The organism is Pseudomonas sp. UMAB-40 (genome assembly GCF_900095275.1).
Lineage (GTDB): Bacteria > Pseudomonadota > Gammaproteobacteria > Pseudomonadales > Pseudomonadaceae > Aquipseudomonas > Aquipseudomonas mandelii_B.
This window is the reverse complement of record NZ_LT607552.1, coordinates 1-24,626: the sequence shown is the minus strand read 5'-3', so window position 1 is coordinate 24,626 and position 24,626 is coordinate 1. Positions and strand designations below refer to the sequence as shown.

The 24,626-nt window shown below is 60.1% G+C and carries 21 protein-coding genes; 4 read left to right on the top strand and 17 right to left on the bottom strand.

What is annotated here, in order from left to right; translation table 11 throughout:
• Positions 1 to 92: 92 nt before the first annotated feature.
• From K0F88_RS02755 to iolC, 13 genes are all read right to left on the bottom strand, one after another.
• Positions 93 to 1,316 carry a methyl-accepting chemotaxis protein gene (locus K0F88_RS02755; RefSeq protein ID WP_374039703.1) on the bottom strand — a complete coding sequence of 408 codons (1,224 nt, stop codon included), beginning with the start codon at positions 1,314 to 1,316 and terminating at the stop codon, positions 93 to 95.
• Positions 1,317 to 1,915: 599 nt separating this feature from the next.
• A complete protein-coding gene (locus tag K0F88_RS02750) occupies positions 1,916 to 2,320 on the bottom strand; it encodes a TraR/DksA family transcriptional regulator (RefSeq protein ID WP_010459637.1) in 405 nt (134 codons plus the stop codon).
• Between the two features lie 327 nt (positions 2,321 to 2,647).
• Complete coding sequence (locus K0F88_RS02745; protein WP_008153855.1) at positions 2,648 to 3,670, bottom strand: ABC transporter permease; 1,023 nt, start codon at positions 3,668 to 3,670, stop codon at positions 2,648 to 2,650.
• Positions 3,671 to 3,712: 42 nt separating this feature from the next.
• On the bottom strand, positions 3,713 to 5,278 hold the full coding sequence (locus tag K0F88_RS02740) for a sugar ABC transporter ATP-binding protein (RefSeq protein ID WP_219093890.1): 1,566 nt from the start codon (positions 5,276 to 5,278) through the stop codon (positions 3,713 to 3,715).
• Between the two features lie 70 nt (positions 5,279 to 5,348).
• A complete protein-coding gene (locus tag K0F88_RS02735) occupies positions 5,349 to 6,275 on the bottom strand; it encodes a sugar ABC transporter substrate-binding protein (RefSeq protein WP_010459630.1) in 927 nt (308 codons plus the stop codon).
• 157 nt (positions 6,276 to 6,432) lie between these two features.
• A complete protein-coding gene (locus tag K0F88_RS02730; protein WP_094467747.1) occupies positions 6,433 to 7,485 on the bottom strand; it encodes a Gfo/Idh/MocA family protein in 1,053 nt (350 codons plus the stop codon).
• A gap of 134 nt (positions 7,486 to 7,619) precedes the next feature.
• Positions 7,620 to 8,630, bottom strand: coding sequence for a Gfo/Idh/MocA family protein (locus tag K0F88_RS02725; protein WP_219093888.1), 1,011 nt, complete (start codon positions 8,628 to 8,630; stop codon positions 7,620 to 7,622).
• A gap of 31 nt (positions 8,631 to 8,661) precedes the next feature.
• The gene (gene iolD, locus K0F88_RS02720; RefSeq protein ID WP_219093886.1) at positions 8,662 to 10,593 is read right to left on the bottom strand and encodes a 3D-(3,5/4)-trihydroxycyclohexane-1,2-dione acylhydrolase (decyclizing); all 1,932 of its coding nucleotides are present in this window, start codon (positions 10,591 to 10,593) and stop codon (positions 8,662 to 8,664) included.
• A gap of 44 nt (positions 10,594 to 10,637) precedes the next feature.
• Positions 10,638 to 11,459 carry a TIM barrel protein gene (locus K0F88_RS02715; RefSeq protein ID WP_219093884.1) on the bottom strand — a complete coding sequence of 274 codons (822 nt, stop codon included), beginning with the start codon at positions 11,457 to 11,459 and terminating at the stop codon, positions 10,638 to 10,640.
• A 25-nt stretch (positions 11,460 to 11,484) separates the two neighbouring features.
• A complete protein-coding gene (locus K0F88_RS02710) occupies positions 11,485 to 12,987 on the bottom strand; it encodes a CoA-acylating methylmalonate-semialdehyde dehydrogenase (RefSeq protein ID WP_219093882.1) in 1,503 nt (500 codons plus the stop codon).
• 28 nt (positions 12,988 to 13,015) lie between these two features.
• A complete protein-coding gene (gene iolB, locus K0F88_RS02705) occupies positions 13,016 to 13,825 on the bottom strand; it encodes a 5-deoxy-glucuronate isomerase (protein ID WP_219093880.1) in 810 nt (269 codons plus the stop codon).
• A complete protein-coding gene (gene iolE, locus K0F88_RS02700) occupies positions 13,822 to 14,715 on the bottom strand; it encodes a myo-inosose-2 dehydratase (RefSeq protein WP_219093878.1) in 894 nt (297 codons plus the stop codon). Before iolE ends, iolB begins: the two co-directional genes overlap by 4 nt.
• A 160-nt stretch (positions 14,716 to 14,875) precedes the next feature.
• Positions 14,876 to 16,813, bottom strand: coding sequence for a 5-dehydro-2-deoxygluconokinase (iolC, locus tag K0F88_RS02695; protein WP_219093876.1), 1,938 nt, complete (start codon positions 16,811 to 16,813; stop codon positions 14,876 to 14,878).
• 311 nt (positions 16,814 to 17,124) lie between these two features.
• Between iolC and K0F88_RS02690 the strand changes: the two genes are divergently transcribed.
• Positions 17,125 to 18,045, top strand: coding sequence for a MurR/RpiR family transcriptional regulator (locus K0F88_RS02690; protein ID WP_010459618.1), 921 nt, complete (start codon positions 17,125 to 17,127; stop codon positions 18,043 to 18,045).
• 76 nt (positions 18,046 to 18,121) lie between these two features.
• The gene (locus tag K0F88_RS02685) at positions 18,122 to 18,733 is read left to right on the top strand and encodes a glutathione S-transferase (protein ID WP_094467756.1); all 612 of its coding nucleotides are present in this window, start codon (positions 18,122 to 18,124) and stop codon (positions 18,731 to 18,733) included.
• A 71-nt stretch (positions 18,734 to 18,804) separates the two neighbouring features.
• Here the strand turns inward: K0F88_RS02685 and K0F88_RS02680 are convergent, their stop codons facing one another.
• The 3 genes from K0F88_RS02680 to K0F88_RS02670 form a co-directional block, all read right to left on the bottom strand.
• Positions 18,805 to 19,896 carry an alkene reductase gene (locus tag K0F88_RS02680; protein WP_094467757.1) on the bottom strand — a complete coding sequence of 364 codons (1,092 nt, stop codon included), beginning with the start codon at positions 19,894 to 19,896 and terminating at the stop codon, positions 18,805 to 18,807.
• 21 nt (positions 19,897 to 19,917) lie between these two features.
• On the bottom strand, positions 19,918 to 20,940 hold the full coding sequence (locus K0F88_RS02675) for an LLM class oxidoreductase (RefSeq protein WP_255141732.1): 1,023 nt from the start codon (positions 20,938 to 20,940) through the stop codon (positions 19,918 to 19,920).
• Positions 20,941 to 21,045: 105 nt separating this feature from the next.
• On the bottom strand, positions 21,046 to 21,957 hold the full coding sequence (locus K0F88_RS02670; protein WP_219093874.1) for a LysR family transcriptional regulator: 912 nt from the start codon (positions 21,955 to 21,957) through the stop codon (positions 21,046 to 21,048).
• Between the two features lie 88 nt (positions 21,958 to 22,045).
• On the opposite strand from K0F88_RS02670, the gene K0F88_RS02665 reads away from it, so the two are divergent.
• Together K0F88_RS02665 and K0F88_RS02660 are read left to right on the top strand one after the other, a co-directional pair.
• Entirely contained in the window at positions 22,046 to 22,456 is a 411-nt protein-coding gene (locus K0F88_RS02665; protein WP_219093872.1) for a cupin domain-containing protein, read from the top strand.
• A 110-nt stretch (positions 22,457 to 22,566) separates the two neighbouring features.
• On the top strand, positions 22,567 to 23,670 hold the full coding sequence (locus tag K0F88_RS02660) for a DNA alkylation repair protein (RefSeq protein WP_219093870.1): 1,104 nt from the start codon (positions 22,567 to 22,569) through the stop codon (positions 23,668 to 23,670).
• Between the two features lie 254 nt (positions 23,671 to 23,924).
• Here the strand turns inward: K0F88_RS02660 and K0F88_RS02655 are convergent, their stop codons facing one another.
• On the bottom strand, positions 23,925 to 24,101 hold the full coding sequence (locus K0F88_RS02655; protein WP_154504397.1) for a hypothetical protein: 177 nt from the start codon (positions 24,099 to 24,101) through the stop codon (positions 23,925 to 23,927).
• Positions 24,102 to 24,626 lie beyond the last annotated feature (525 nt).

Genomic DNA, 24,626 nt, shown 5'->3' with positions numbered 1-24,626 from the left:
CCCATCTTGGGGCCGCTACGCGGCCCAGCGGGAGCAAGCTCCCTCGCCACAGTTGAGTTTCAGGCTTGCTCACCGGTTATCAGGTTGAGCATCTAGCGAGGACTCTGCGGTTTGTACCCCAACCGCAATCCACCCCAATGCCGCCCCTTGAGCATGATCGGCACCGACAGGTCGTGCATCAGTTCACCCGTGTCGCGGGTGTAAGTCTGCAACAACACCGGCTGTTGATGGCTCCCACAGCGAATGCCAGTGCGGTCGGCGAATTTGCGCTTGGTGCGGTTTTGTACCGTATCAACCTGCGCATCGCCGGTCAGCGGCTGACTGAAGACTTTGTTGTGGGTAGGCACGTAACCCTGTTGCGTGCAGGCAATGGCAAACACCAAGCCTTCATGGCGCGGCAGCAACGGTTCCTGGATGGCGGGCAACACCTGATCGGTGTAGCGATCGAAACGCGTTTGAAACTTGGCCGGGCTGGTGTTGGGGATCGCCTGGTAACTGCGATCAAACAGGTCATCGAGGCTGACACGGCCCTGATCGATATCCGCTTCGAAGCGCGCGGCAATCTGGCTGGCGCCTTCGCGGGCCAGGTCATAAATCCGTTGGTGGTAGTCATCCAGTCCGACTTCGGCCAGACGCTCGCTGATGGTTTCGGCCTGACCCTCCATTTGCACTGCTGCCTGAGCCAGGCGCTTAGTCTGTTGGTCGCTGATCGCCAGGTCGCTGCGCATCTGTTCGATGGCATGGAACAGGCTGTCGAGTTGTTCGCGGTTGGTGTCCGCGCCCTTGGCGATTTCCCCGACTTGATGCTCGACGCCGGCGGCCAGGCGCGCAATGTTTTCCAGGTGCTGACCGGTGTGCTCGACCTGCTCGACACCGGTGTCGAGGTCGCTGGACAGTTGGCGGATCTGCTCCACCACCTGCGCCGTGCGTTGCTGGATATCGGCGACCATCTCCCCGACTTCGCCAGTCGCCGTCGCCGTGCGCGCCGCCAGTCCGCGAACTTCATCCGCCACCACCGCGAACCCGCGACCATGTTCCCCGGCCCGAGCCGCTTCAATCGCGGCGTTCAAGGCCAGCAGGTTGGTCTGACTGGCGATGGACTGAATCACCAGGGTGACCCGTTGAATATCGTCACTGCGCAGGCTCAGGGCTTCGATCAGTTCACGGCTGTTACTGGCGCGCTGACTGAGCTGATGCATGCGGCTGATGGACTCGACCAGTTCCGTGCGCCCTGCCGCGCTGCTCTGATGAGCTTCGCTGGCGGCACTGAGGGCTTCGCGGCTGAGTTTCGAGGTGGCTTGTTCGGTCGCGATCATCACTTCGGCATTACTGACGATTTGCGCCGCCGCGTCGAGTTGCGATTGCAGTTTGTCCGCCAGTTGCTTGACCGAAAAGGCCACGCCTGCGGCCGACAACGCGTTATGACTGGTGGTATAGGAAAGATCGCGAGTCAACTCGGCGATAGCGCTGGCGCCGTCGACCGTTGTTGCTTCGGGCGTGGCGCGCGAGCGCAAGCGAGGCAGCCAGATCACCAGCACCGCCAGTGGCAGACAAAGGTAAAGCGACCAGCCACCCAGCGCCATGCCACACAGCAAGAGCATCAGGGCGATGCTTTGCAGGGTTGGCGTCAGCCAAAGGTTTTTCGGCAAAAACACTGGTGCAGGCACTGCCGCAACCAGAGATCCGTCTCTCGTCATCTTCGTCACCCCATGTACCTTCTAATTGTTGTGACTGCATTAAACGCCACTACAGGGCCATTATCTATGGTCCATTAGTAGTGGGCGTTGCAGCAGGTCAATAGAAGTACGCGAGCTTTTCGCAGACGACAAAAAGCATCGCGGGCAAGCTCGCTCCCATAAGTTCGATGTGAACCCTGTGGGAGCGTGGCTTGCCCGCGATGCGGGGCGTTACGGAATCAGGCCTGACGCTGGTGCTTGTCGATCTGTTCGTGACGCTCTTGCGCTTCGATGCAGTATTTGGTGGTCGGGCTGATCAGCAGGCGTTTCAGGCCGATGGCCTCGCCGCTGTCGTCGCACCAGCCGAAGCTGTCTTCTTTGATGCGTTCCAGAGCCTGTTCCAACTGAGGCAGCATGCGCTGGTCGCGATCGATCGCATTCACCAGCCAGGTGCGCTCTTCTTCGACAGAAGCAGCGTCGGCCGGATCGGCTGGAGTGTCCAGGCTCTCGATGGCGATGCGATTCTGTTCGATGCGCTCATGGGTTTCGACTTTCATGTTCTGCAACAGCTCGTAGAAAAAAGCATGTTGCTCGGCATTCATGTAGTCATCCGCCGGCATGGCCAGCAACTTGTCCTTTGTCATTGATATCTCTATAAAAAAACGTGCATTAAGGCGAATTAGGGAGCGTTCCGGTGGACCAGGTCTGGCCATCGGAAAGGCGCCGTCTACTCCAAGCGCCACCCGGCACTCAATTTACGAGGGCCGGCAGTCTAAGGCCGACTTGAGGCCTCAGCAACTGAAAAGACAGCGAATTTGTCCGACAAAGCCCGGAAAGTGCTCTATGGCAGCCTTTGCGATGGTTATCGGAGTGCGTTTATAGCAAGAAATTCAATCGAGCGGCTGTATAGAGAAGACAAACGGCTGCGCCACGCGGGTCAGGCGTGGCGCATTGGCTGTCCGCTCTACGACTCAGCGCTTGAGTTTACGCTTGTTGCGGTATTGGTCGATCACGACCGCCACCACAATAATCAGTCCCTTGATGATGTCCTGAATATACGCATCAACCCCGACAAAGGTAAACCCGCTGGCCATCACCCCGAGAATCAACGCACCGATCACGGTGCCGGTGATGCGCCCGACGCCACCGGCCAGGCTGGTGCCGCCGATCACCGCCGCGGCAATCGCGTCCAGCTCATAGGACATGCCCATCCCCGCCTGCCCGGTCGCCGCACGTGCCGAGGCCACGACACCCGCCAGACCGGCCAGCAACCCGGCGATGCTGTAGACAATCACCAAGTGACGCTTGACGTTGATCCCCGAGGTGCGCGCCGCCTGCATGTTGCCGCCGATGGCGTAGGTGTACTTGCCGTACTTGGTGTAGCGCAGGGCAATGTGAAAGATCACCGCGACCACCAGGAAAATGATCACCGGCATGGCGCCATGACCGATGGCCGTGTAGGAATCCGAGAGCATGCTCACCGGCTGCCCTTCGGTGTAATAACGCGCCAGGCCACGCGCCGAGACCATCATGCCGAGGGTGGCAATGAACGGCGGAATCCCGGTGATGGCAATGATGCTGCCGTTGATCGCGCCCGCCAGCAGCCCGACACCTAGCCCGGCGATCACTGGTATCCACACGGGCAAGTCGGTCAGTGAAGGAAACACCGCTCGGGCGAAATCCGAGGTCTGGGCCAGACTCGCAGCGATCATCGCTGACAGCGCCAGCACCGAGCCGGAGGACAGGTCGATACCGGTGGTGATGATCACCTGGGTCACGCCAATCGCCAGCAGGCCGATGATCGACACTTGCAGGATCATCAGCACCAGGCGCTGGGAGTTCATCAGGAAGCTCTGGTCGCGCACGATCCAGCCGAAGACTTCGAAGACCAGGCCGATGCCAATCAGCACCAGGAAGATACTCAACTCGGTCGGAAAGCGCCGACGACTCTTGACCGGTGCCGTTGCTGGCTTGTTTTCCAGTATCGCGTTCATAACCCACCTTCAATAGAAAACTGTGTGGCGAGGGAGCTTGCCTTAGTGAACCGCGGACATGCCCGAGGCCAGTTGCATGACTCGTTCCTGGGTCGCTTCGCTGCGGTCGAGGGTGCCCATCAGGTCGCCCTCGTGCATGACCATCACCCGGTCGCTCATGCCGAGCACTTCCGGCAGCTCCGAGGAAATCATGATCACCGCCATGCCTTCGCTGGCGAGGTAGGAGATCAGCCGGTAGATCTCGGCCTTGGCGCCGACATCGATGCCGCGGGTCGGCTCGTCGAGGATCAGGATGCGTGGATTGGTCATCAGCCAGCGCGCCAGCAAGGCTTTCTGCTGGTTGCCGCCGGACAAGGTGTCGATGCACTGCTCAAGCGACGGGGTTTTCACCCGCAGTTTCTTGCACATGTCTTCGCACAAGACCCGCAAAGCTTTCTGCTGGATGAAGCCGTGGCCGGCGTAATGCGGCAGCACCGCCATTTCCATGTTCTCCAGCACCGACAGGCACGGGAACAGGCCGCTGAGCTTGCGATCCTCGGTCAGCAAGGCGAAGCCCTTCTCGATCGCCATGTGCGGATCGCTGATGCGCACCACCTGGCCATCGAGGCGAATCTCGCCACCGTCGCTCGGAGTGATGCCGAAAATTGCTTCGGCGACGTTGGTGCGGCCCGAGCCCATCAACCCGGCGATGCCGAGGATCTCGCCGGCATGCAGGTCGAAGGACACCCCTTTGAAAATGCCGTCCAGCTTGAGGTCGCGCACCGACAGCAACAGATCGCCAATCGGTTTCTCCCGCACCGGGAACAACTGGCTCAGCTCGCGACCGACCATCATCGAAATCAGGCTGTCGCCGTCCATGCTGTCGGCCCGTTGCAGGCCGATGTAGGCGCCGTCACGGAACACCGCCACTTCATCGGCGATGGCGAACACTTCGTTCATTTTGTGGGTGATGTAGATGATGCCTTTGCCCTGGCTTTTCAGGTCGGCAATGATCGAGAACAGGTGCGCAACTTCCTTGTCGGTAATGGCCGAGGTCGGTTCGTCCATGATCAGGATGTCGGAGTCGTAGGACACCGCCTTGGCGATCTCGACCATCTGCCGCTCAGCGATGCTCAGGTTGCCGACCTGCTCCTCCGGGTCGAGGTTGATCCGCAGGCGTTCGAGCAGTTTTGCGGTGCAACGGTGCATTTCGCGGTGGTCGATCATGTGCAGGCTGTTGAGCTGCTCGCGGCCGATCCAGATATTCTCGGCGATGCTCATGTGCGGCATCAGGTTGAGTTCCTGGTGGATCATTGCGATCCCGGCCTGAAGCGCGGCCAGCGGCGTATCGAACACCACCGGTTTGCCGCGAAGGCGCAGCTCACCTGCATCCGGCTGATAAATGCCGGCGATGATTTTCATCAGGGTGGACTTGCCCGCGCCGTTCTCGCCCATCAGCGCCAGGACGGAGCCGGGGCGAACCCGAAGCTGCACGTCGGACAACGCCACCACACCGGGAAAACCCTTGCTGACGTTGATGATCTCCAGCAGGTACGGCTCATCGACAGGTAGTGCGGTTGGCTGGATACCCACCAACGGGGTGCTCGAAGCAGTCGCTGAAGCGAACATGATCAGGTACTCCATCAGCAAGGTCGCGGTGGCAACCTTGCGTGCTTATTGTTGTTATGGGGCGGACGGGCTATTTGAACGTGTCGACGTTTTGCGGCGTGATCAAGCGGTATGGCACCCACACGGCCTGTTCAACCGGCTCGTTTTTGGCCATCTTCACGGCGGTGTCGATGGAGCCGTCGGCCTGACCTTTCGCATCCTGGAACACCGAGACCGCGAGGCTGCCTTTCTTGATCGCGTTCAAGCCGTCCGGCGTACCGTCGACGCCTGCGATCAGAACGCTGCCCTTGTCGACGCCGGCCTGTTGCAGGGCCATCGCGGCACCAATGGCCATTTCGTCGTTGTTGGCCACAACCGCATCGAACTTGCGGCCCTGGGTCAGCCAGTCGTTGACCAGGGTCATGCCTTTATCCCGCAGCCAGGTACCGGTCTGTTCTTGTTCAATCTTGATGTTCGGGTATTTGGCCAGCACCTCTTTGACGCCTTTGGTGCGGTTGGTGGTGGAGTTGTTTGCGAGGTCGCCCAACAGAATCACGATGTCGCCCTTGCCGCCCATTTTGTCGGCCAGGTATTGCATCTGCATTTCACCGGCTTCCAGGTCGTTGGAGGCCACCGTGACCACGCCTTTGGGCAGCTTCAGGTCATCGGGGCGACGGTTGACGTAAACCAGCGGGATGCCGGCCTTGACGGCGGCTTCGGTGATTTTCTTGGTGGCGGCGGTGTCCACCGGGTTGACCACGATGGCATCGACTTTCTGGCTGATGAAGCTTTCGACCTGGCTCAACTGCTTGACCACGTCGCTGCGGGCGTCTTCGAATTGCAGCTGCACGCCGTCGGGATAGGACTTGGCTTTCTTGTCCATGGACTCGCGCAGGTAGGTCAGCCAGGTGTCATCGAACTGGGACATGCTGACGCCGATCTTCATGTCGGCGAGGGCAGCGCCACTGGCGAACATCAGGGACAAGGCCAGTGAGGCAAAACGGATCTTGGTCTTCATGAAAAGTCTTTCTCCACATTCTTGTTGGTTTTATGGATGAGGCGTGACGATTTTCAGTAAGCAGGCAAGCGGGAAACGCGTTTAAAACCTGTGCGAGGCAGTTCGCTGGAAATGACTTTATTGGAATATTATTTCTATATCAACTCATTTTAGAATTTTATTCTGATTTTATTCCATGACGCTCAAACGGGCCCAATTCCACCACCTGGCGCCGCTCGAAGCTCAGCCGCGCAGCGTCTAGAACACGGGTGGCCGCCAGTGCATCACGGGCATCCACGGGCAGTGGGCCACCGCTCTGTAACGCGGTTTGTAGCTGCAAATAGAACTGATTCCAGCCCCCGCGCTCCGACGGCACCCGTTCACGCACTTCGCCCTGTTCGAACCAGCCCCAGCGGCGATGCTCCTCCACGCCCCAGCGCTCACCCTCGGATTTCGGCGATAGCCCGGCGAGCGCTGAGGCTTCCTGCCCGTCCAGGCCATCGACGCTGTAACAACCTTGAGTGCCGGTTACGCGAAAACGCGGGCCGGGGGTGTTTTGCAGGCAACTGCCGCCCAGGTGCGAGATCACTCCGTTGGCGTGTGTCAGGGACACAAAGAAGCCGTTGTCGAAGGCCTGGTCTTTTTCCAGGTAATCCAGTTCGGCGTACACCCGGGTCACCGGGCCGAACAGCAGCAACGCCTGATCCACCAGATGACTGCCAAGATCGCGCAGGAAGCCGCCGCCACTGCTGTTGTTTACCGACTGCGGCGAGTAACGCTCAATCCGCGATTCGAAACGGGTGACCTTGCCCAGGGCGCCGGACTCGATGAGTTTGCGCACGGTGAGGAAGTCCGAGTCCCAGCGGCGATTCTGGTAGACGCTGAGCTGTACGCCCTGGCGCTCGGCCATGGTGATCAGGGTCTGGGCTTGCTGAGCATCGGCGGCAAACGGCTTGTCGCTGACCACCGCCACGCCGTGTTCGATGCCGTCGAGTACCAATGCCGGGCGGCCCTTGAGCGGCGTCGACACCACCAGCACATCGATCCCGGCTTCGACCAATTGGCCGATGCTGTCGAAGGCCGGTACGCTCGGGTATTCCGCCGCCAGCAACTGCCGGCGTTCCGGGGAACGGGTGACCACGCCCACGAACGTCGCCGCCGGCAGGCTGCTGATCAGCGGAGCATGGAAAAACCGGCCGCCATGGCCGTAACCGACAAGTCCGATGCGCATGAGTGAATTTTCCTTATAAATAGAACGCAGTCCCTGTGGGAGCGGGCTTGCCCGCGATGACGGCAGCACATTCAACATCTCTGTGACTGACGGATCGCTATCGCGGGCAAGCCCGCTCCCACAGGGGATTGTGGTTAGCCGTAAAAATGGGGGCGGTCTGGCAGGGTGAGTTTTACGATTTGACCGCTGTTTTGGGCTTCGATGCAGGCGTCGGCAGCGACGGCGGCGGCGAAGCCGTCCCATGCTGACGGGCCACCGACCTGCCCCGCTCGCACGCCATCAATGAACGCCTGCAACTCGACGTCATAGGCCGCGATGAAGCGATCCTTCCAGTCCATCAAAATCGCGTTCGACAACTTCGCGCCACTGCGCAGTTGAACCTGCGAAGGCTCCGGCAGTTTGGCGATGCCGGTCTCCCCCACTACTTCGCACTGGATGTCGTAGCCGTACTGGCAGTTGACGAACACTTCCACGTCGATGCGTGTGCCCTTGGCGGTTTCCAGCAACACAATCTGCGGGTCTTTCAAATGCGCGAGGGCCTTGCTGCTCTTGCGTGGGAACACCACTTGCACGGACACGTAATCGTCATCGAGCAACCAGCGCAGCACGTCGAGTTCGTGGATCAGCGTATCGGTGATGGCCATGTCGGTCTTGTAGTTCTCGCCCACGGTCGGGTTGCGGTGCGCGCAATGGAGCATCAACGGTTCACCGATCTGACCGCTGTCGATCACCGTTTTGAGTGCGCGATAGCCTTCGTCATACGGGCGCATGAAACCGACCTGAACCAGGCGCTTGCCGTGGGCCACTTCGGCCTCAACGATGTTGCGACAGCCTTCGGCGGTGACGGCCAGGGGCTTCTCGCAAAACACTGGTTTGCCCGCCGCAATCGCCGCCAGCACAAACGCTTCGTGGCTCGGGCCCCAGGAGGTGACGAGGATCGCTTCGACTTCCGGCGCCTGGATCAGCGCGTGGCCGTCGGGGTAGACCTCGGCGGTCAGATTCAGGTCGGACACCACTTTGGCGGCTTGCTGCAAATTGATGTCGGTGACGGCGACCACCTGGCTGTTGAGCAAGGTCTGGCTGCAACGACGAATGTGATCCTGGCCGATGGCCCCGGTGCCGATGACGCCTAACTTTAATGACATGTAAGGACTCCTTATGTTCGATTCAGGGCAATCAGTACTGACGGGCCTTGGCCAGTCGTTCATTGAGGTTCTTGGCCACCGCGTTGGTGCTGGCGCTGGTGGAGACTTGCGCCACGCCGACCCGCCACCACGACAGGTAGCCGTGAATCATGGTTTTGGGCAGGACCTTGATGTCGATCAGCGTCGATACGGTCTGCAAGCGCGCATCCGCCAGTGCAGCTCTCAGCTCTTCAACGGTGTTCACTTTGTAAGTCTTGCAGCCATAGGCCGCCGCGCTCATGGCGAAATCCACCGGCACAAAACCGCCATCGAGCTTGCCGGTGTCGGGGTTGCGGAAACGGAACTCGGTGCCGAAGCTGTCCATGCCGTTGCCCATCTGCAAGTTGTTGATGCAGCCGAAGGTCATGTTGTCGAGCAGCACCACGTTGATTTTGCGGCGCTCCTGAATCGACGTCGCCAGCTCCGAGTGCAGCATCATGTAAGAGCCGTCGCCGACCAGCGCGTAGACCTCGCGCTCGGGCTCAGCGAGCTTCACGCCCAAGGCGGCGTTGACCTCGTAGCCCATACAGGAATAACCGTATTCGACGTGGTAAGTGTTCACCCCCTTGCTGCGCCAGCTGCGCTGCAAGTCACCGGGCAGGCTGCCGGCGGCGGCGACGATCACGGCGTCATCGGCGAGGGTTTCGTTGAGCACGCCGAGCACGCGGCTCTGGGTCAGGCACGAGCCGGTCAGTTCGATGAATTCGCGCAGTACGGCCGGGTCCATGTGGTCGTTGATTTCCGGGGAGAAGTCTTGAGACTGGTACTCGATCTGATAGAGCCGATCGACCTCCTCATCCAGTTGGGCCTTGGCCTGACGCGGTTGATCGCCCCACGCGGAACGGTAATCGCCCAGTGCTTCGGCCAGCGCCAGCAAACCGGTTTTCGCATCCGCCAGCAGTTGCACGCCATCCAGTTTCAGGGCATCGCACGGGCTGATGTTGAGGTTGAGAAACTGCACGTCCGGATGCTGGAACAGGGATTTCGACGCGGTGGTGAAATCGCTGTAGCGGGTGCCGATGCCGATGATCAGATCGGCGTCTTTTGCCAGCAAGTTCGCCGCCAGGCACCCGGTTTCGCCAATCCCGCCGACGTTCAGCGGATGGCTGGACACCACCGCGCTTTTGCCGGCCTGGGTCTCGGCGAAGGGAATGTCGAAGCGTTCGGCAAACGCCTGTAATGCCGCGTTGGCCCCGGAGTATTTGACCCCGCCACCGCAAATGATCAGCGGCTTGCGCTTGCCTTTGAACAGCGCCAAGGCATCGCCGAGCATCGCTTCGGTGGCCGGACGACGCTCGATTCGGTGCACGCGTTTTTGCAGGAAGTAATCGGGATAGTCGTAGGCTTCGGCCTGCACGTCTTGCGGCAGGGCCAGGGTCACCGCGCCGGTTTCGGCCGAGTCGGTGAGCACGCGCATGGCGTGGATCGCCGCGGTCATCAGCTGCTCGGGACGGTTGATGCGGTCCCAGTATTTGCTCACGGCCTTGAACGCATCGTTGGTGCTGATGCTCAGGTCGTGGAACTGTTCGATTTGCTGCAACACCGGGTCCGGCTGGCGGCAGGCGTAGACATCGCCGGGCAACAGCAGCAAGGGAATGCGGTTAGCGGTGGCCGTCGCGGCGGCGGTCAGCATGTTCGCAGCACCCGGGCCTACGGATGAGGTACAGGCGTAGATTTTGCGCCGAAGGTTTTGCTTGGCGAAGCCGATGGCGGCGTGGGCCATGCCTTGTTCGTTGCGGCCTTGATGGACGATCAGGTCGCCGCTGTCCTGCTCCAGGGCCTGCCCGAGGCCGAGCACGTTGCCGTGGCCGAAAATCGTGAAGATCCCGGCGACGAATTTGCTCTGGACGCCGTCGACCTCGATGTACTGGTTATCGAGGAATTTCACCAGAGCCTGGGCCATGGTCAGTCTTGTTGTGGTCATAACTGATCCTTCAATACACGCAGAAAACTTGTAGGGGTTCTTCATTAGCCTTGGGATTTTTGTAGGTGATTCATGCTTGCTCCAATGGCCTGCTCGATGTTGGCCAGGCCATGGACGCTGTCGGCAAACGGTTCGAATGACAGGTAGCCGCTGTAACCGCCGCTGAGCAAGGTGTCGATCTGTGCGGCATTGCCAAGAATGTCGCCCTCGCCCACCAACACTCTATGGCCGTCGCGTATCGTCGCCAACGGCGCCTCGGCATCCTCGACACCGGAGATATGCACCAGCCCGGTCAGCTCGGGGAAAAACTCCTGCTCACACGCCAGGTGATGATGAAAGGTGTCGTGGACGAGCCGGAACACATCCAGCCCACCGACTACCTTGATCGCTTCCACCGCCGTGCGTTTAAGCCGCAGCGAGCATTCTTCGAAACCCAACGGCTCGATGAAACCGAGAATGCCGTGATCGCGCAGGATCGGCGCCAGTTCACTCAAGGCGGTGCGCAAACCTGAAGCGCGCTCGGCTTCGCTACGAGTATCCGCGCGATCATTCAGCGGGCACATGACCAACCCCTGCGCGCCGCAATCACGAGCATAAGCCGCCAGTTTCAAGGCCAGCGTCCGGCGCTCGTCATTCCACACATCAAACGGGTACAGCGCGTTGATCGACAGCACGCTGATGCCTTGGGCCACGCACAACTCACGGACATGCGCGGCCGAGGTGCCGTCCTCGATCTCGACGCCTTTAAGGTCGTTGCGAATCTCGATGGCGTCAGCCTTGAGGGCCACCGCCAGGTTGATGAACGCGGGCAGGGACAAACGTGGGGCGACCATACGGTTCAAGGCGAAACGCAGGGGTTTGCTCATTATTGTTGTTCTCCGCACAGATGAATCACTTGGCTGTCGGCATGCTGAATTCAGGGCCCTTGGCGATGCTGTCGGGCCAGCGTTGCATCACGCTTTTGTAGCGGCTGTAGAAGCGGATGCCTTCTTCGCCATAGGCGTGATGGTCGCCGAACAGCGAGCGTTTCCAGCCGCCAAACGAGTGCCAGGCCATGGGCACCGGAATCGGCACGTTGATGCCGACCATACCGACCTTGATGGTGCGCGCAAACGCCCGGGCGATGCCGCCGTCGCTGGTGAAACACGACACGCCGTTGCCGAATTCGTGGGCGTTGATCAATGCCACGGCGCTGGCGAAGTCCGGGACGCGGACGATGCCCAGCACCGGGCCGAAGATCTCTTGCTGATAGATGCTCATCTCGGTCGTGACGTTATCGAACAGCGTCGCGCCGACGAAGAAGCCGTTCTCCGCGCCCGGCACCTTGAACCCACGACCGTCGACAATCAGCTGCGCACCCTGCGCCACGCCCTGATCGATAAACCCTTCGACCTTGGCCTTGTGTTCAGCCGTCACCAACGGCCCCATGTCGCTGTCGCCCTGCATGCCGTTGCCGACCTTAAGCTGATCGATGCGCGGCAGCAGCTTGGCAATCAGCTGGTCACCGACATCACCCACCGCCACGGCAATCGAGATCGCCATGCAGCGCTCGCCGGCCGAGCCGTAAGCCGCGCCGATCAAGGCGTCTGCGGCCTGGTCCAGATCCGCGTCGGGCATGACAATCATGTGATTCTTCGCCCCGCCCAGCGCCTGAACGCGCTTGCCGCGCGAGGTGGCTTGCTGGTGGATGTACTCGGCAATCGGCGTCGAGCCGACAAAGGAAATCGCCTCGATGTCCGGGTGTTGCAGCAGCGCATCGACCGCTGTCTTGTCGCCCTGGACCACGTTGAACACGCCGTCCGGCAAACCGGCTTCGGTCAACAAACGGGCCATCAGCAAGCTGGCGGACGGGTCGCGTTCGGAGGGCTTGAGGATGAAGCAGTTACCGGTGACCAGCGCCAGCGGGATCATCCACAGCGGCACCATCACCGGGAAGTTGAACGGCGTGACCCCGGCGCACACGCCCAGTGGCTGGCGCAGGTTCCAGTTGTCGATGCCGCCGCCGATGTTGTCGCTGAATTCGGTTTTCAGCAGGCTCGGCGCGCCACAGGCGTATTCGACGATCTCGATGCCACGGGTGACTTCGCCCTTGGCGTCGGAGAACACCTTGCCGTGTTCGCGGCTGATGATTTCGGCCAGTTCATCGTGATGACGGTCGAGCAATTCCTTGAACTTGAACATCACCCGCGAACGGCGCAGGGACGATTGCTCGGACCAGGCCGGGAACGCTTTCAGGGCCGAGGCAACGGCGTCATCGACGGTTTTCTCGCTGGCCAGCCCGACACGCGCTTGCACCTCGCCGGTGGCCGGGTTGAAGACATTGCTGAACCGCTCGCTGCCGCTGTCTTGCACTTGACCGTCGAGGTAATGGCCGATGACCGGGGCGTTGCTCATTGTTCTTGTTCTCCGTGCAGAAAGTGGATCAGAGGTCGAGCAGCCAACTGTGCTGCGGATCGTTATGGAACTGCCAGACGCGTTTCGGCCCGGCCATCACGTTCAGGTAATACGACTCGTAGCCGTAGGGCACGCTGACCGGGTGATAGCCCTTGGGCACGACCACGAGGTCGCTGTTTTCCACGGCCATGGCTTGATCGATGCTGCGGTCGTCGGTGTAGACGCGCTGGAACACGAAACCCTGGGGCGGGTTGATCTGGTGGTAATAGGTTTCTTCGAGAAAGCTCTGGTGCGGCAAATCGTCGGTATCGTGCTTGTGCGGCGGGTAGCTCGATGAGTGCCCCGACGGCGTGCGCACTTCCACCACCAGCAGCGAATGGGCGGGCTCGGTGTCTGGCAGGATGTCGCAGACGTAACGGGTGTTGGCACCCTTGCCGCGCACGCTGCGTTTCATAGTGTCGGGTTTTATCAGCCGAGGGCCGAGGCCTTTTTCGGTTGAGCCCGGTGCGGCGCAGACGGCGATCTGCACATCGCTCAACGCAACGACCTGAGCCTGACTGCCCGGCGGCAGATAAGCGGCAAACGGCGATTTGTCTTCGAACACCGACTGGCGATCACCGAGGTTGTCCCAGTCGAACGCGCCCTGCCCCGGCGCTTCGCCCTTGATGCTGACCCGGCCGCTGAGCAGCACCAGGCACAGCTCTTTATCGCCCGCCGCCACTGGCAAGGTTTCGCCCAGGCTCAAGCGGTAAGCGGCGAAGCCGACATATTCCAGCTCACCTTTACCCAACTCGACCATGGTCCGGCCACGGGCGTTGCTTTTGACCAGCAGGCTCATAGCGCAACCCTCTCGTCGAGCAAGGCACGCAAGGTGTCGTAGCCTTTTTTCGCGTAGACGTAACTCGGTGCCACGGCCGGGTCTTGCTCGGCCTCAACCACCAGCCAGCCGTGGTAATCGTTGGCCAGCAACACATCGAGCAGCGCGGCGAAGTCGATGTCACCATCGCCGGGCACGGTGAAGGTGCCGTTGATGATGCAGTCGGGAAAGCTCCACAGGTTATTGCGCGCCAGTTGCACCACCGGTTTGCGCACGTCCTTGAAATGCACGTGGCAGATGCGTTCGATGTGTTTGCGCAAGACGTGCAACGGCTCGCCGCCGCCCATGTAGCAATGGCCCGAATCGAACAGCAGACCGACTTCGCTGCCGCTCAGTGCCATCAGCTTGTCGATGTCGGCCGGGGATTCTACGTAAGCGCCCATGTGGTGGTGATAGGCCAGGCGCACGCCTTGGGACAGGGTGAAACGCGCCAGTTCGGTGAGCTTGTCGGCGTATTCCTGCCAGGCCTGCTCGGTGTGGAAGCGCGGGCGTTCCACCAAGGGGATGCGCTGACCCTGAATCGAGTCGGCCACTTCACCGTAAACCAGCACCTTGGCGCCGTTCTTCGCCAGCAGCTCGACATGGCTGCCAATGGCGTCAATTTCTTCGGCCACCGAACGGCGCGCCAGACGGCTGGAATACCAGCCGGACACCAGCGCCAGACCGTAAGGCCGCAGCACGTCCCCGACGCCTTTGGCATCCTTGGGGAATTTGCCGTTGAGTTCGAAACCTTCGTAACCGATCTCCTTGCCTTCGCTCAACGCAGTGCTCAGCGGCGTCTCGCCACCGAGGGACGGCAGGTCGTCGTTGCTCCAGGAGATCGGGTTGATGCCAATTCGAATAGCGGGCATGGCTGCACCTTTTGTTGTTGTACACACATCAGTAAGAACGACACAAAACCCTGTGGGAGCGGGCTTGCTCGCGAAAGCGGTGTGTCAGGCGACATCAACGTTGAATGTGCCGCCGTCTTCGCGAGCAAGCCCGCTCCCACAAGGGGTCAGCGTCAGTCCATCAAGCGCGGGCGGTGCGCCAGGCGTTGATGAGTTCGACGAAGGTGCCCTGCACCTGGTGGATCAGCGCCTCATCATCGATTTCACCTGCCAGCCACGCGCGGCTCGGTTCCTGGAAAATCGTCCTCCCCACCGCGAACCCGCGACAGGTCTGGCTCTGGCTCGCTTGTTGAAACCCTTCGGCCAGTGCCGCCGCCGGCGCATTCAGCCCCAGCAACACCACGCCCCGGCAATACGGATCTCGCTCCTGAATCAACTCATCAAGCTGCTTCCACTCCTCGGCGCTCTGCGCTTCGATCTTCCACCACGCCGGGTAAATCCCCAGGTTGTAGAGGCGTTTCAGCGCGCGATACAGCACGTCCGGGTGCGGCGACGGATGATCCTTGGGCGGGATGATTTCCAGCAGCAGTTCATGGCCGCTGACCTGGGAAGCCTGGTACAACCCCTTGATCTGCGCTTCCTGTTCCAGGCGCAGCAACGGCTCGTCATCGGGATGAAATTGCACCAGGCACTTGATGATTTGCTCTTGCGGCCAGGCAATCAGGTTGCTGCCAATCGAGCGCCCATGTTCGAACGCCAACGGCCGCGAGCCCTGCACTTCCACCGGCCGCGCCACCCACCAGCCGCGCCCTGTAGCGGCGTTCAGCGAGTCCTGGCCGAAACGTTGATCGGCCAGTAACCCGACATCAGCCTCGATCCCTTGCTCACGCAAATCCGCTTCAACCCGCTCCACGGCTTTGATAAAGAGTTGCTTGAGTTCGCAGATGGCGTTGAGGTCGCGACCACCCTTGTGCGCCAGTTCCACCAGTTGTCCACGGTGATCAAAGGCAAAAATGAACAGTTGCTTCCACTGTTTGCGCGGGACGCTGACCTGATGCAGACGCTGCAGCACGTCGTCCTGATCCGGCCGGGTGATCGGCACCGGGCTGTTGAACAGGTAATCGAGTTCGGCACGGGTCGGCATCGCTGGGGCACAGGCATGACGCGACACCACCAGCCCACCGCAGGCATTGGCCAACTGGCAGCAACGTTCATCGCTGGCGTCCTCCAGCCAACCGCTGAGGAAACCCGACATGAATGCATCGCCGGCCCCCAACACGTTGAGCACTTCAACCCGCACGCCAGGGTAAATCGCCCCGTCTTCAAGCCGCACCGGAATCACCCCGTGGATCACCGTGCAACCCTGCGGCCCGAGCTTGACCACCAACGTGGCATCACTCAGGCGCCGAACATTGCGCAACGCCGTGAGCAAATCCTCCGAACCGCCCGCAATCAAAAACTCTTCTTCAGTGCCGACAATCAGGTCAAAACGCGGCAGGATTTTCTGCACATGCTGGCTGACATTCTGGTCAGCCACAAAGCGCGTCTCCCCATCAGCCTTGCCCGCCAGCCCCCACAGCACCGGCCGATAATCGATATCCAGCACCCGTTTGACGTTGTGCTTCTCGGCGTAATCCAGCGCCTGGATGCTCGCCTTGTAGACGCCGTCGGTGGAGAAATGGGTGCCGGTGATCAGCAAGGCTTTGCTGGAGGCAATAAAGGCTTCGCTGATGTCTTCGGCCCGCAACGCCATGTCGGCGCAGTTTTCGCGGTAGAAGACTAAAGGAAAGGTTTCGCGGTCCTTGAGACCGAGCAGGACCATGGCGGTCAGGCGCTCCGGATCGACTTTGACGCCGCTGACGTCACAGCCCTCACGCGCCAGGGACTCCAGAAGAAAGCGGCCCATGTGGTCGTCCCCTACCCGGCTCAACATCGCCGATTTCAGGCCCAGCCGCGCAGTGCCGAACGCAATGTTGGCGGACGATCCCCCAAGGTATTTGGCGAAGCTTGAAACATCTTCCAGCCGCGCCCCGACTTGCTGCGCATAGAGGTCGACGCCAAGGCGCCCCAGGCAAATCAGATCCAATTGACGCCCACTGGCAAAACGAGTCTGGCCCATGCTGGCTCCTGTTATTTTTATCAGCCTGCGTTCGGGGCGTTTCAGGCGCCGAACGCTCTTGGTGGGATGCAGACTAAAACGACCGGGACCGAACAATCAATAATTATTCCAAATAATTTTTACGTGGAATATTTTTTCCAATAAACTTTTACAAAAGCATTCCAGACACAGTGCATCGTTTCAGCAAACCGCATGCCGGCCGCAAGCTCAAGATTTTATTCCGGCCTACCCTGTAGACTGCGCACAGCCAACCTATTGTCAGGGGACGACGCAACCGTCAGCCCTATAAGAACAAGCCAGAAGGATTCCCTATGTCCCGCACCGATCAGCCGGCTACGACCGAGAGCACGCCCGACAGCGATCTCGTCAGCCCCCCGATCAATGCCGAGCGTCTGCTGCAGCTGATCACCAATGAATACGAAAGCCTGCCGCGCCAGCTCAAACGCATCGCCAGCTACATGAGCCAGCAAAGCGACCGGATCATGGTCGACCGCATCAGCGACATCGCCCGCGAGTGCGAAGTGCACCCGTCGGCCATCGTGCGGTTCTCCCAGCGCTTCGGGTTCAGCGGTTTCAGCGAAATGCAGGCCCTGTTCCGCGAGGCGTATACGCACAAGACCACGCCGGTGCAGAACTACCAGCAACGCATCCGCAGCATGATCGCCAACAAATCGCAGAAAGCCAGCGGCGGCGACCTCGCCCGCGAGTGCATCGACGCGACCCTGTCGGGCATCGAACGGCTGGGGCTGGAACTCGATGACCAGGCCTTCGACAAAGCCGTGGACCTGGTGGTCAACGCCGACAACATCTACGTGGTCGGCGTGCGCCGCTCCTTCGCCGTCGCCGATTACCTGGTCTACAACCTGCAACACACCAACAAACGCATCCATCTGGTCTCCGGCCTCGGCGGCAGCTACCGCGAGCAGATGCGCAGCGTGCGCGCCAATGACCTGGTCATCGCCATCAGCTTCACGCCCTACGGCAAGGAAACCCAACACTGCCTGCGCATCGCCCAGCACAACCAGGCGAAAACCCTGATCATCACCGACAGCAATCTCTCGCCGCTGGCCAAACGCGCCAACACCGTGCTGCTGGTCAACGAAGGCAGCTCGTTCGCCTTCCGCTCGTTGAGCGCGACGCTGTGCCTGTGCCAGGCGCTGTTCATCGCCGTGGCCTATCGCCTGGAATTGAAGGTCGACGAGATACACGAGCAAGTCGGTTTCGAGGATTAGCCCCGCGCCGTTTGCACGTCGCCGAACCTCAGCTAAGGTAGTCCATCCCGACATGGACACCTGAAGGAGCGGCGCTATGAAACTGATCGGCATGCTGGATTCGCCCTACGTGCGGCGCGTGGCCATTTCCGCCAGACACCTGGGCATCGACCTGGATCACGAGTCGGTTTCGGTGTTCCGCCACTTCGAGCACTTCCAGCAGATCAACCCCGTGGTCAAGGCGCCGACCCTGGTGCTGGACGACGGCGAGGTGTTGATCGACTCGACGCTGATCATCGACTACCTCGAAGCCCTGGCCGCCCCCGGAAAAAGCCTGATGCCCGCCGACCTCAAGCAACGGCTGCGCGCATGGCGCCTGATCGGGCTCGGGCTGGCGGCGTGCGAAAAATCCGTTCAGCTCTACTACGAACGCAACCTGCGCCCGGCCGAAATTCAATACCAGCCGTGGGTTGAGCGGGTTGAAGGTCAACTCGCAGCAGCCTATTCAGCGCTTGAACGCGAACTGGAAAAACAGCCACTGGCAAACGGCGCCTTGATAGAGCAAGACGGCATCACCCTCGCCGTCGCCTGGAGCTTCACTAACCTGGTGACACCGGACCAAGTCGACGCCTCACGCTTCCCGCGCATCGCCGAATTCACCGCGCAGGCAGAAAAGCTTGAGGCCTTCATCAGTACCCCGATAACCTGACCGGCCCCCTCGAACGGACCCGACCATGACCGCCGCCGAACAACCTGCCCCGGCGCTGCACGACGGGTCCGCTAGGCGCTTTCTGCGACTTGCGACGAGTACGCAGGATAATCGATGTAGCCATGCGCTCCCCCGCCGTAGTAAGCCTCCCTTCCCGCTTCGGCCAGTGGCCAGCCATGGCGCAAGCGATTGACCAGATCGGGATTGGCTATAAACGGCCGGCCAAAAACCACCAGGTCGCTTAATCCTTCTTCGATGGCCTGCTGCGCGGTTTCAAGGGTGAACCCGCCCGACACCATCAAGGTGCCGTCGTAAGCTGCGCGGAAGTCTTTTTGAAAGTCTGGCGTGCCGAGATGGCTCGCATGCAAGTAGGCAATCTGGCGTTGCGACAGTGCTCCGGCCAGAGCGAGCCAAGTGGCCTCTTCGCCATCGAACGGGTGCAGATCCGCCAGGTGGGCAAAAGGCGACACGCGCACACCCACCTTCGAACCGCCGATCTGCGCACTCACCGCATCGACCGTCTCAAGCAGTAATCGCAGGCGATTCGCGATCGGTGCACCACCGTAACGGTCTTCACGCGTGTTGAAGCCGCCGTTGATGAACTGTTCAAACAGATACCCGTTGCCGGCGTGAATTTCGACGCCGTCAAAACCTGCCGACAGGGCATTGGCCGAGGCCAGGCGAAAGTCTGCAATGACCTGCCGAATCCCCTCGGCATCCAACGCCACGGGCGCACTCGCCGGAACTTGCGCAGGCTTGCCGTCGCTGTCGTAGGCATGCACCAACGTTTGACTGGCGGGCATGGCCACAGGCGCGACAGGTGAGCGTCCTTCCAACAAGGAAGAATGCGAGACGCGCCCCACATGCCAGAGCTGGAGGAACATGCGTCCCCCGGCTTGATGAACCGCATCAGTCACCCGCTTCCAGCCTTTAATTTGCGCTGTGCTGTGGATCCCCGGGGTGTACAGGTAGCCGCGTCCCAGTGGAGAGACCTGCGCACTTTCACTGATGATCAAACCGGCTCCGGCGCGCTGGGCGTAATAGGTCGCCATGTCTTCAGACGGCACGGTGCCCTCGACGCGAGCGCGGGTCATCGGCGCCATGACGATACGATTTGGCAGCAACTGATCCGCGAGGTCATAAGAGTCGAAAAGTGATGACATGAGTGATTCCTCCGCGTGATCTCAGGCATGTGACGGGAAGTACGGCAGAACGTACTCGCCGAGTTCGTCGAGGATTTCGCCATAGGGTTGACGGCTGACCTTGGGGTTGAGCGCGATATGCGAAACCCCGGCAGATTGCGCGTGCTCCAGGTAATTGCGCAGGCCGTTGCGCCCTGCCCGGAAGCCACCCTGAATGCGCTGGAATGGCTGATCCGGGTTGTCGCTGAGGTCGAAATAGCCGCCCAGGCCCAACGGCTTAAAGGCGTTGCGGTTCTCGGCCTCCTGCACGGCGGCGCGCCAGTTCTCGCCCAACGATGCCAACCGCTCCGGGCTTTGGACGCCGGCAAGATAGCCATCAAGGTGCTGAGCCAACCATTCAACGCTCTGTTGCGCCTGGCCGACAGCAATTGACGGGACGCGGCCATACGGCGCTTTCGGCACCAGGTCCAGGTTTCCGTGTGAGCCACCGAATCGCTCGGAACGGAAACGCGGAAAGCTCTGCTCGATCAGGGTTCGAAACACCGAAAAAGCATCACGGTAGCGATCACCACGGGATTCATAATCGATGCCCAGCATCGGGTAATCACTGTATCGATCACCCGAGGACAGCCCCAACACCAGTCGACCTTCACTGAGTTGATCGAGGGACGTCGCTTGCTTGGCCAGATACATCGGATCACGGGTCGGCAGCACAATACCCGTGGTGCCCAAGACAATGCTGCGAGTGGCGGCGGCCAGGTAACCGATGTAGACCAGCGGCTCAAAGATCTGCGCCACATCGCCATAATCCGGATCGTAGAAAGGTATGTCGCGCATCCATAAGGCACCAAAGCCCAGCGCTTCGGCGCGTTGCGCCATCTCCACGTGATCACGCATGGTCGGCGCCGGTCTGCCCGGGTGGGTTTCGAGGGGCAAAATCAGGCCAATCGTGAGCGCCTGCGGTTTAAACAAGCGTTGAAAACCGGGATGGCGCTCAAGCGAAGGATGGGCCGTCGGTAACGTGGCAGGTTGAGCGGGCGACGAGAAGTGTGCGGCGGTAGTCATAATGGCAGTCCCGTGAGTGACGATGACTGACATATTTATTGATTCCTCAGGCTGGATAAACAGCAGTTCGCGACCGTTACACGGTCCGCTGAGTCCCCAATATCGCTATCTTTCCCAAGGCACTCCTGTTTCCCAACGCTCGATCAACAGGTCAATAAACCTGCGAACGCGGGGGGACAGGTGACGCTTGCTGGTGTAGACGACTCTGATGGGATCAGGCGGTGCGCGATAGGGTTTCAACACTTCCACTAACGTGCCATCGCGCAGGTCGTTACCCGTAATGTAGGTCGGCAGATGAATCAGGCCGATGCCTGCCAACGCCGCTTCTCGCGTGGCTTCTGAACTGTCGATATTCAGTCGCCCCGGCTGTTCGTAGAGATGAAGGCCGGCAGGTGCTTGGTAACGCCAGACGGTCGGCCGCTCGCCACTGAACAAAGCGATGGTGTCATGCCCGACAAGGTCAGCCGGCGTTTGCGGCACGCCGCGTTGGGCCAGATAAGCAGGCGATGCACACGTCGCGAATTGCTGCCACGCCACGGTACGGGTAAATAATTGGGAGTCATCTTTGGGCATGCCAATTCGTATGGCGATGTCGATGCCCTCTTCGACCAGATCAACAAAGCGATCGGTAAACCAGACATCCGCCCGCAGTTCGGGCCATTGCTTCAGATAAGCATCCAGAATCGGCAGAATGTGGCGTTGACCAAAGGACAGCGGTGCCGTGAGCTTAAAGGTCCCGGTTGGCCTTCCACGGCGCAAGGCCATGGTCGCATCCACTTCATCCAGGTCTTCGAGAATCTGACGCCAGCGCTCAAAGGCCACTTGCCCCTCGTCAGTCAGGCTCAGTTTGCGCGTCGTGCGATTGAGAAGCCGTGCGCCCATCCGGCTTTCCAGGCGAACTATACTTTTTCCCACCGCCGACCGGGTCAGACCGAGAGAGGCCGCCGCCGCGGTAAAGCTTCCAGCCTTTACGGCGCAGACAAATGCAGCGATGTCACCAAATCGGTTGGCTTCCATGGGTCGCTTTACTCCAGGACATGCAGAGAGTGTATGCGGAGCATGAGGCCCATAAAATTTCCTGTTCATTTATCAATAGGACCGGATCATGATCCTCAAGCGCGCAGGCTCGCAACCCTCGATAAAAGCCCCTGAAGCGTACTTCACAGGCACCGTCCGTATGGACCCACTCAACTCCCCTCCCGAACCGGCCCGAGCGTCCATCGTCAGCGTCACCTTTGAACCCGGCGCTCGTAGCGCCTGGCACACCCATCCGCTGGGTCAGACGCTGATCGTCACCGCAGGCTGCGGCTGGACGCAGTGTGAAGGCGAACCGATCGTAGAAATTCGTGCAGGCGATGTCATCTGGTGCCCGCCGGGCCACAAACACTGGCACGGAGCCAGCGCCACCACCGCCATGACCCACATTGGCGTCCAGGAAGCGCTGGACGGTGTGAGTGTCGTCTGGATGGAAAAAGTCACCGACGAGGAATATAACGTCGGTCCACCCGCGGAATGATTTGACCCATGAACCTGCAAATATCGCCGAATTCACCGCGCAAGCAGAAAAGCTTGAGGCCATCATCAGTACCCCGATAACCTGACCGGCCCCCTCGAACGGACCCGACTATGACCGCCGCCGAACAACCCGCCCCGGCGCTGAAGGAAATCTTCAACGCCGAACGCCTCAAACACATCGCCACCGAAATGACGGCGGTCTACCCGGCATTCAACGCCAAAGCCTTCCTGAAACTGGCCAACGACGGCCTCGCTGACCTGTCGATCATGCAACGCATGGCCCGCGTCAGCGAATGCCTGCACGCCGTGCTGCCGCTGGACTACGACGAAACCCTCGAAGTCCTGCGTGCCCTCGCCCCCCGCCTGAACAGCGGATTTGTCAGCATCTCGCTGCCGCATTACGTGGCGATGTATGGCACGCATGATTTCGAGCGATCGATGGAAGCGCTCAAATACTTCACCGCGTTCGGGTCGGCGGAATTTGCGATTCGGTATTTTCTGCGCAGCGATCTGCAACGGTCGTTGGCGCTGATGCAGGCATGGTCTCGGGATGAGAACGAGCATGTGCGGCGCCTGGCCAGCGAAGGCAGTCGGCCGCGCTTGCCGTGGTCGTTTCGGTTGGAACAGATTCAGAGCGATCCGACATTGGCGGCGGCGATTCTCGACAACCTCAAGGCAGATGACAGCCTTTACGTGCGCAAGTCGGTGGCCAATCACCTGAATGACATCACCAAGGACCATCCGGAGTGGGTGCTGGACTTGATTGAGGGGTGGTCGCTGGAGAACAAGCACACGGCGTGGATTGCCAAGCATGCGTTGCGCAGTTTGATTAAGCAGGGGAATCAGCGGGCGTTGGCGATTATTGGGGCGAGTGGTAAGGCTGAGGTTGAGATTGTTGGGGTGAAGGTCGAGCCGGCGGTGATTCGGTTGGGGGAGAAGATTACGTTGTCGTTTGCGGTGAAATCCACGGTGGCGGAGAGTCAGCGGTTGGTGATTGATTATGCGATTGACTACGTTAAAGCCAATGGCAGCACTTCGGCGAAGGTGTTCAAGCTTAAGGCGTTGACGTTGGGTGGTGGGGCGACTGAACGGGTTAGCCGTGGGCAGCAGATTAAGGAGCTCACCACTCGGAAGCACTATGTGGGCGAACACGCGGTGCACATCCTGGTAAACGGCGAACGCCTGGCCACCACCTCCTTCGAAATCCTCGCCTAACTTTTTTGTAGCAGCTGCCGAGCAGCGCGAGGCTGCGTTCGGCTGCGAAGCAGTCGTGAAATCAGGCAACGGGTTCTTTCAGGCAAACCGCGTTTACTGGCTTGCGAAGACCACGTCCTCAAACGCAGCCTCGCCCTGCTCGTCAGCCGCTACACATGCAGGCTCTGATTGCATGTTAAGTAAATCCACCCCGCTGTCTCCAGACCCATCTTGCCAGCACATCAAAAATGGCAGCATCGCCGGATGGTCGCGCCTTATTTTGTCTTTTTCGTGGGCGTACATCTGGTGTGAACAGCGAGCTGCCCCTGCCCGACTTCTTCCTTGAGCTGTTCAGCTGCGTACTGACATGCCTCCAGATTCTCGTACTCAGCATGATCAATCGATGCAACAGGCGACGCGCCGCTAAGAACGACCCAGAGAATGTACTTCATGATGCCTCCGATGCTATTAGAAGTGAGGGAGTCTACCTGTGGATTGATGGCCATGGCATGGGGGCATTAACTAGGCAAAGGTGGTGCCGGGAGTTGAGAAGCTAAAACGGGAATTGGTGTATTTATCGGTCCTTTTTGGAAAATACATCCATCCCTTTTTTCCGCTGTCGTGGTCGGCAGATCAAGGAGCTCACCACGTGCAAGCACTATGTGGGCAAACATGCAGCGCACATTCTTGTGAATGCCTTGCCGGCACCTCATTCGAAATCCTCGCCTTAGACACGCCGTTCTTCTGTAGGAGCGAGGCTTGCTCGCGATGGCGTCAGGCCTGAACTGCCGCGTTATCGCAAAAAATTGCTCTTTGTGTCGTTCGTTTGGGGGCGATTTCAGCTTCGTGACAGGCAGCATTCGGCCAAAAGTGGTCATTAACTGTGGACAAAATCGGAGACGATTTACATTGCGCCGTGTTCGCTATTCGACCCAAAGCTGACCTTCAGGTGGGTAAATTTTTGTCACCTCGTGAAT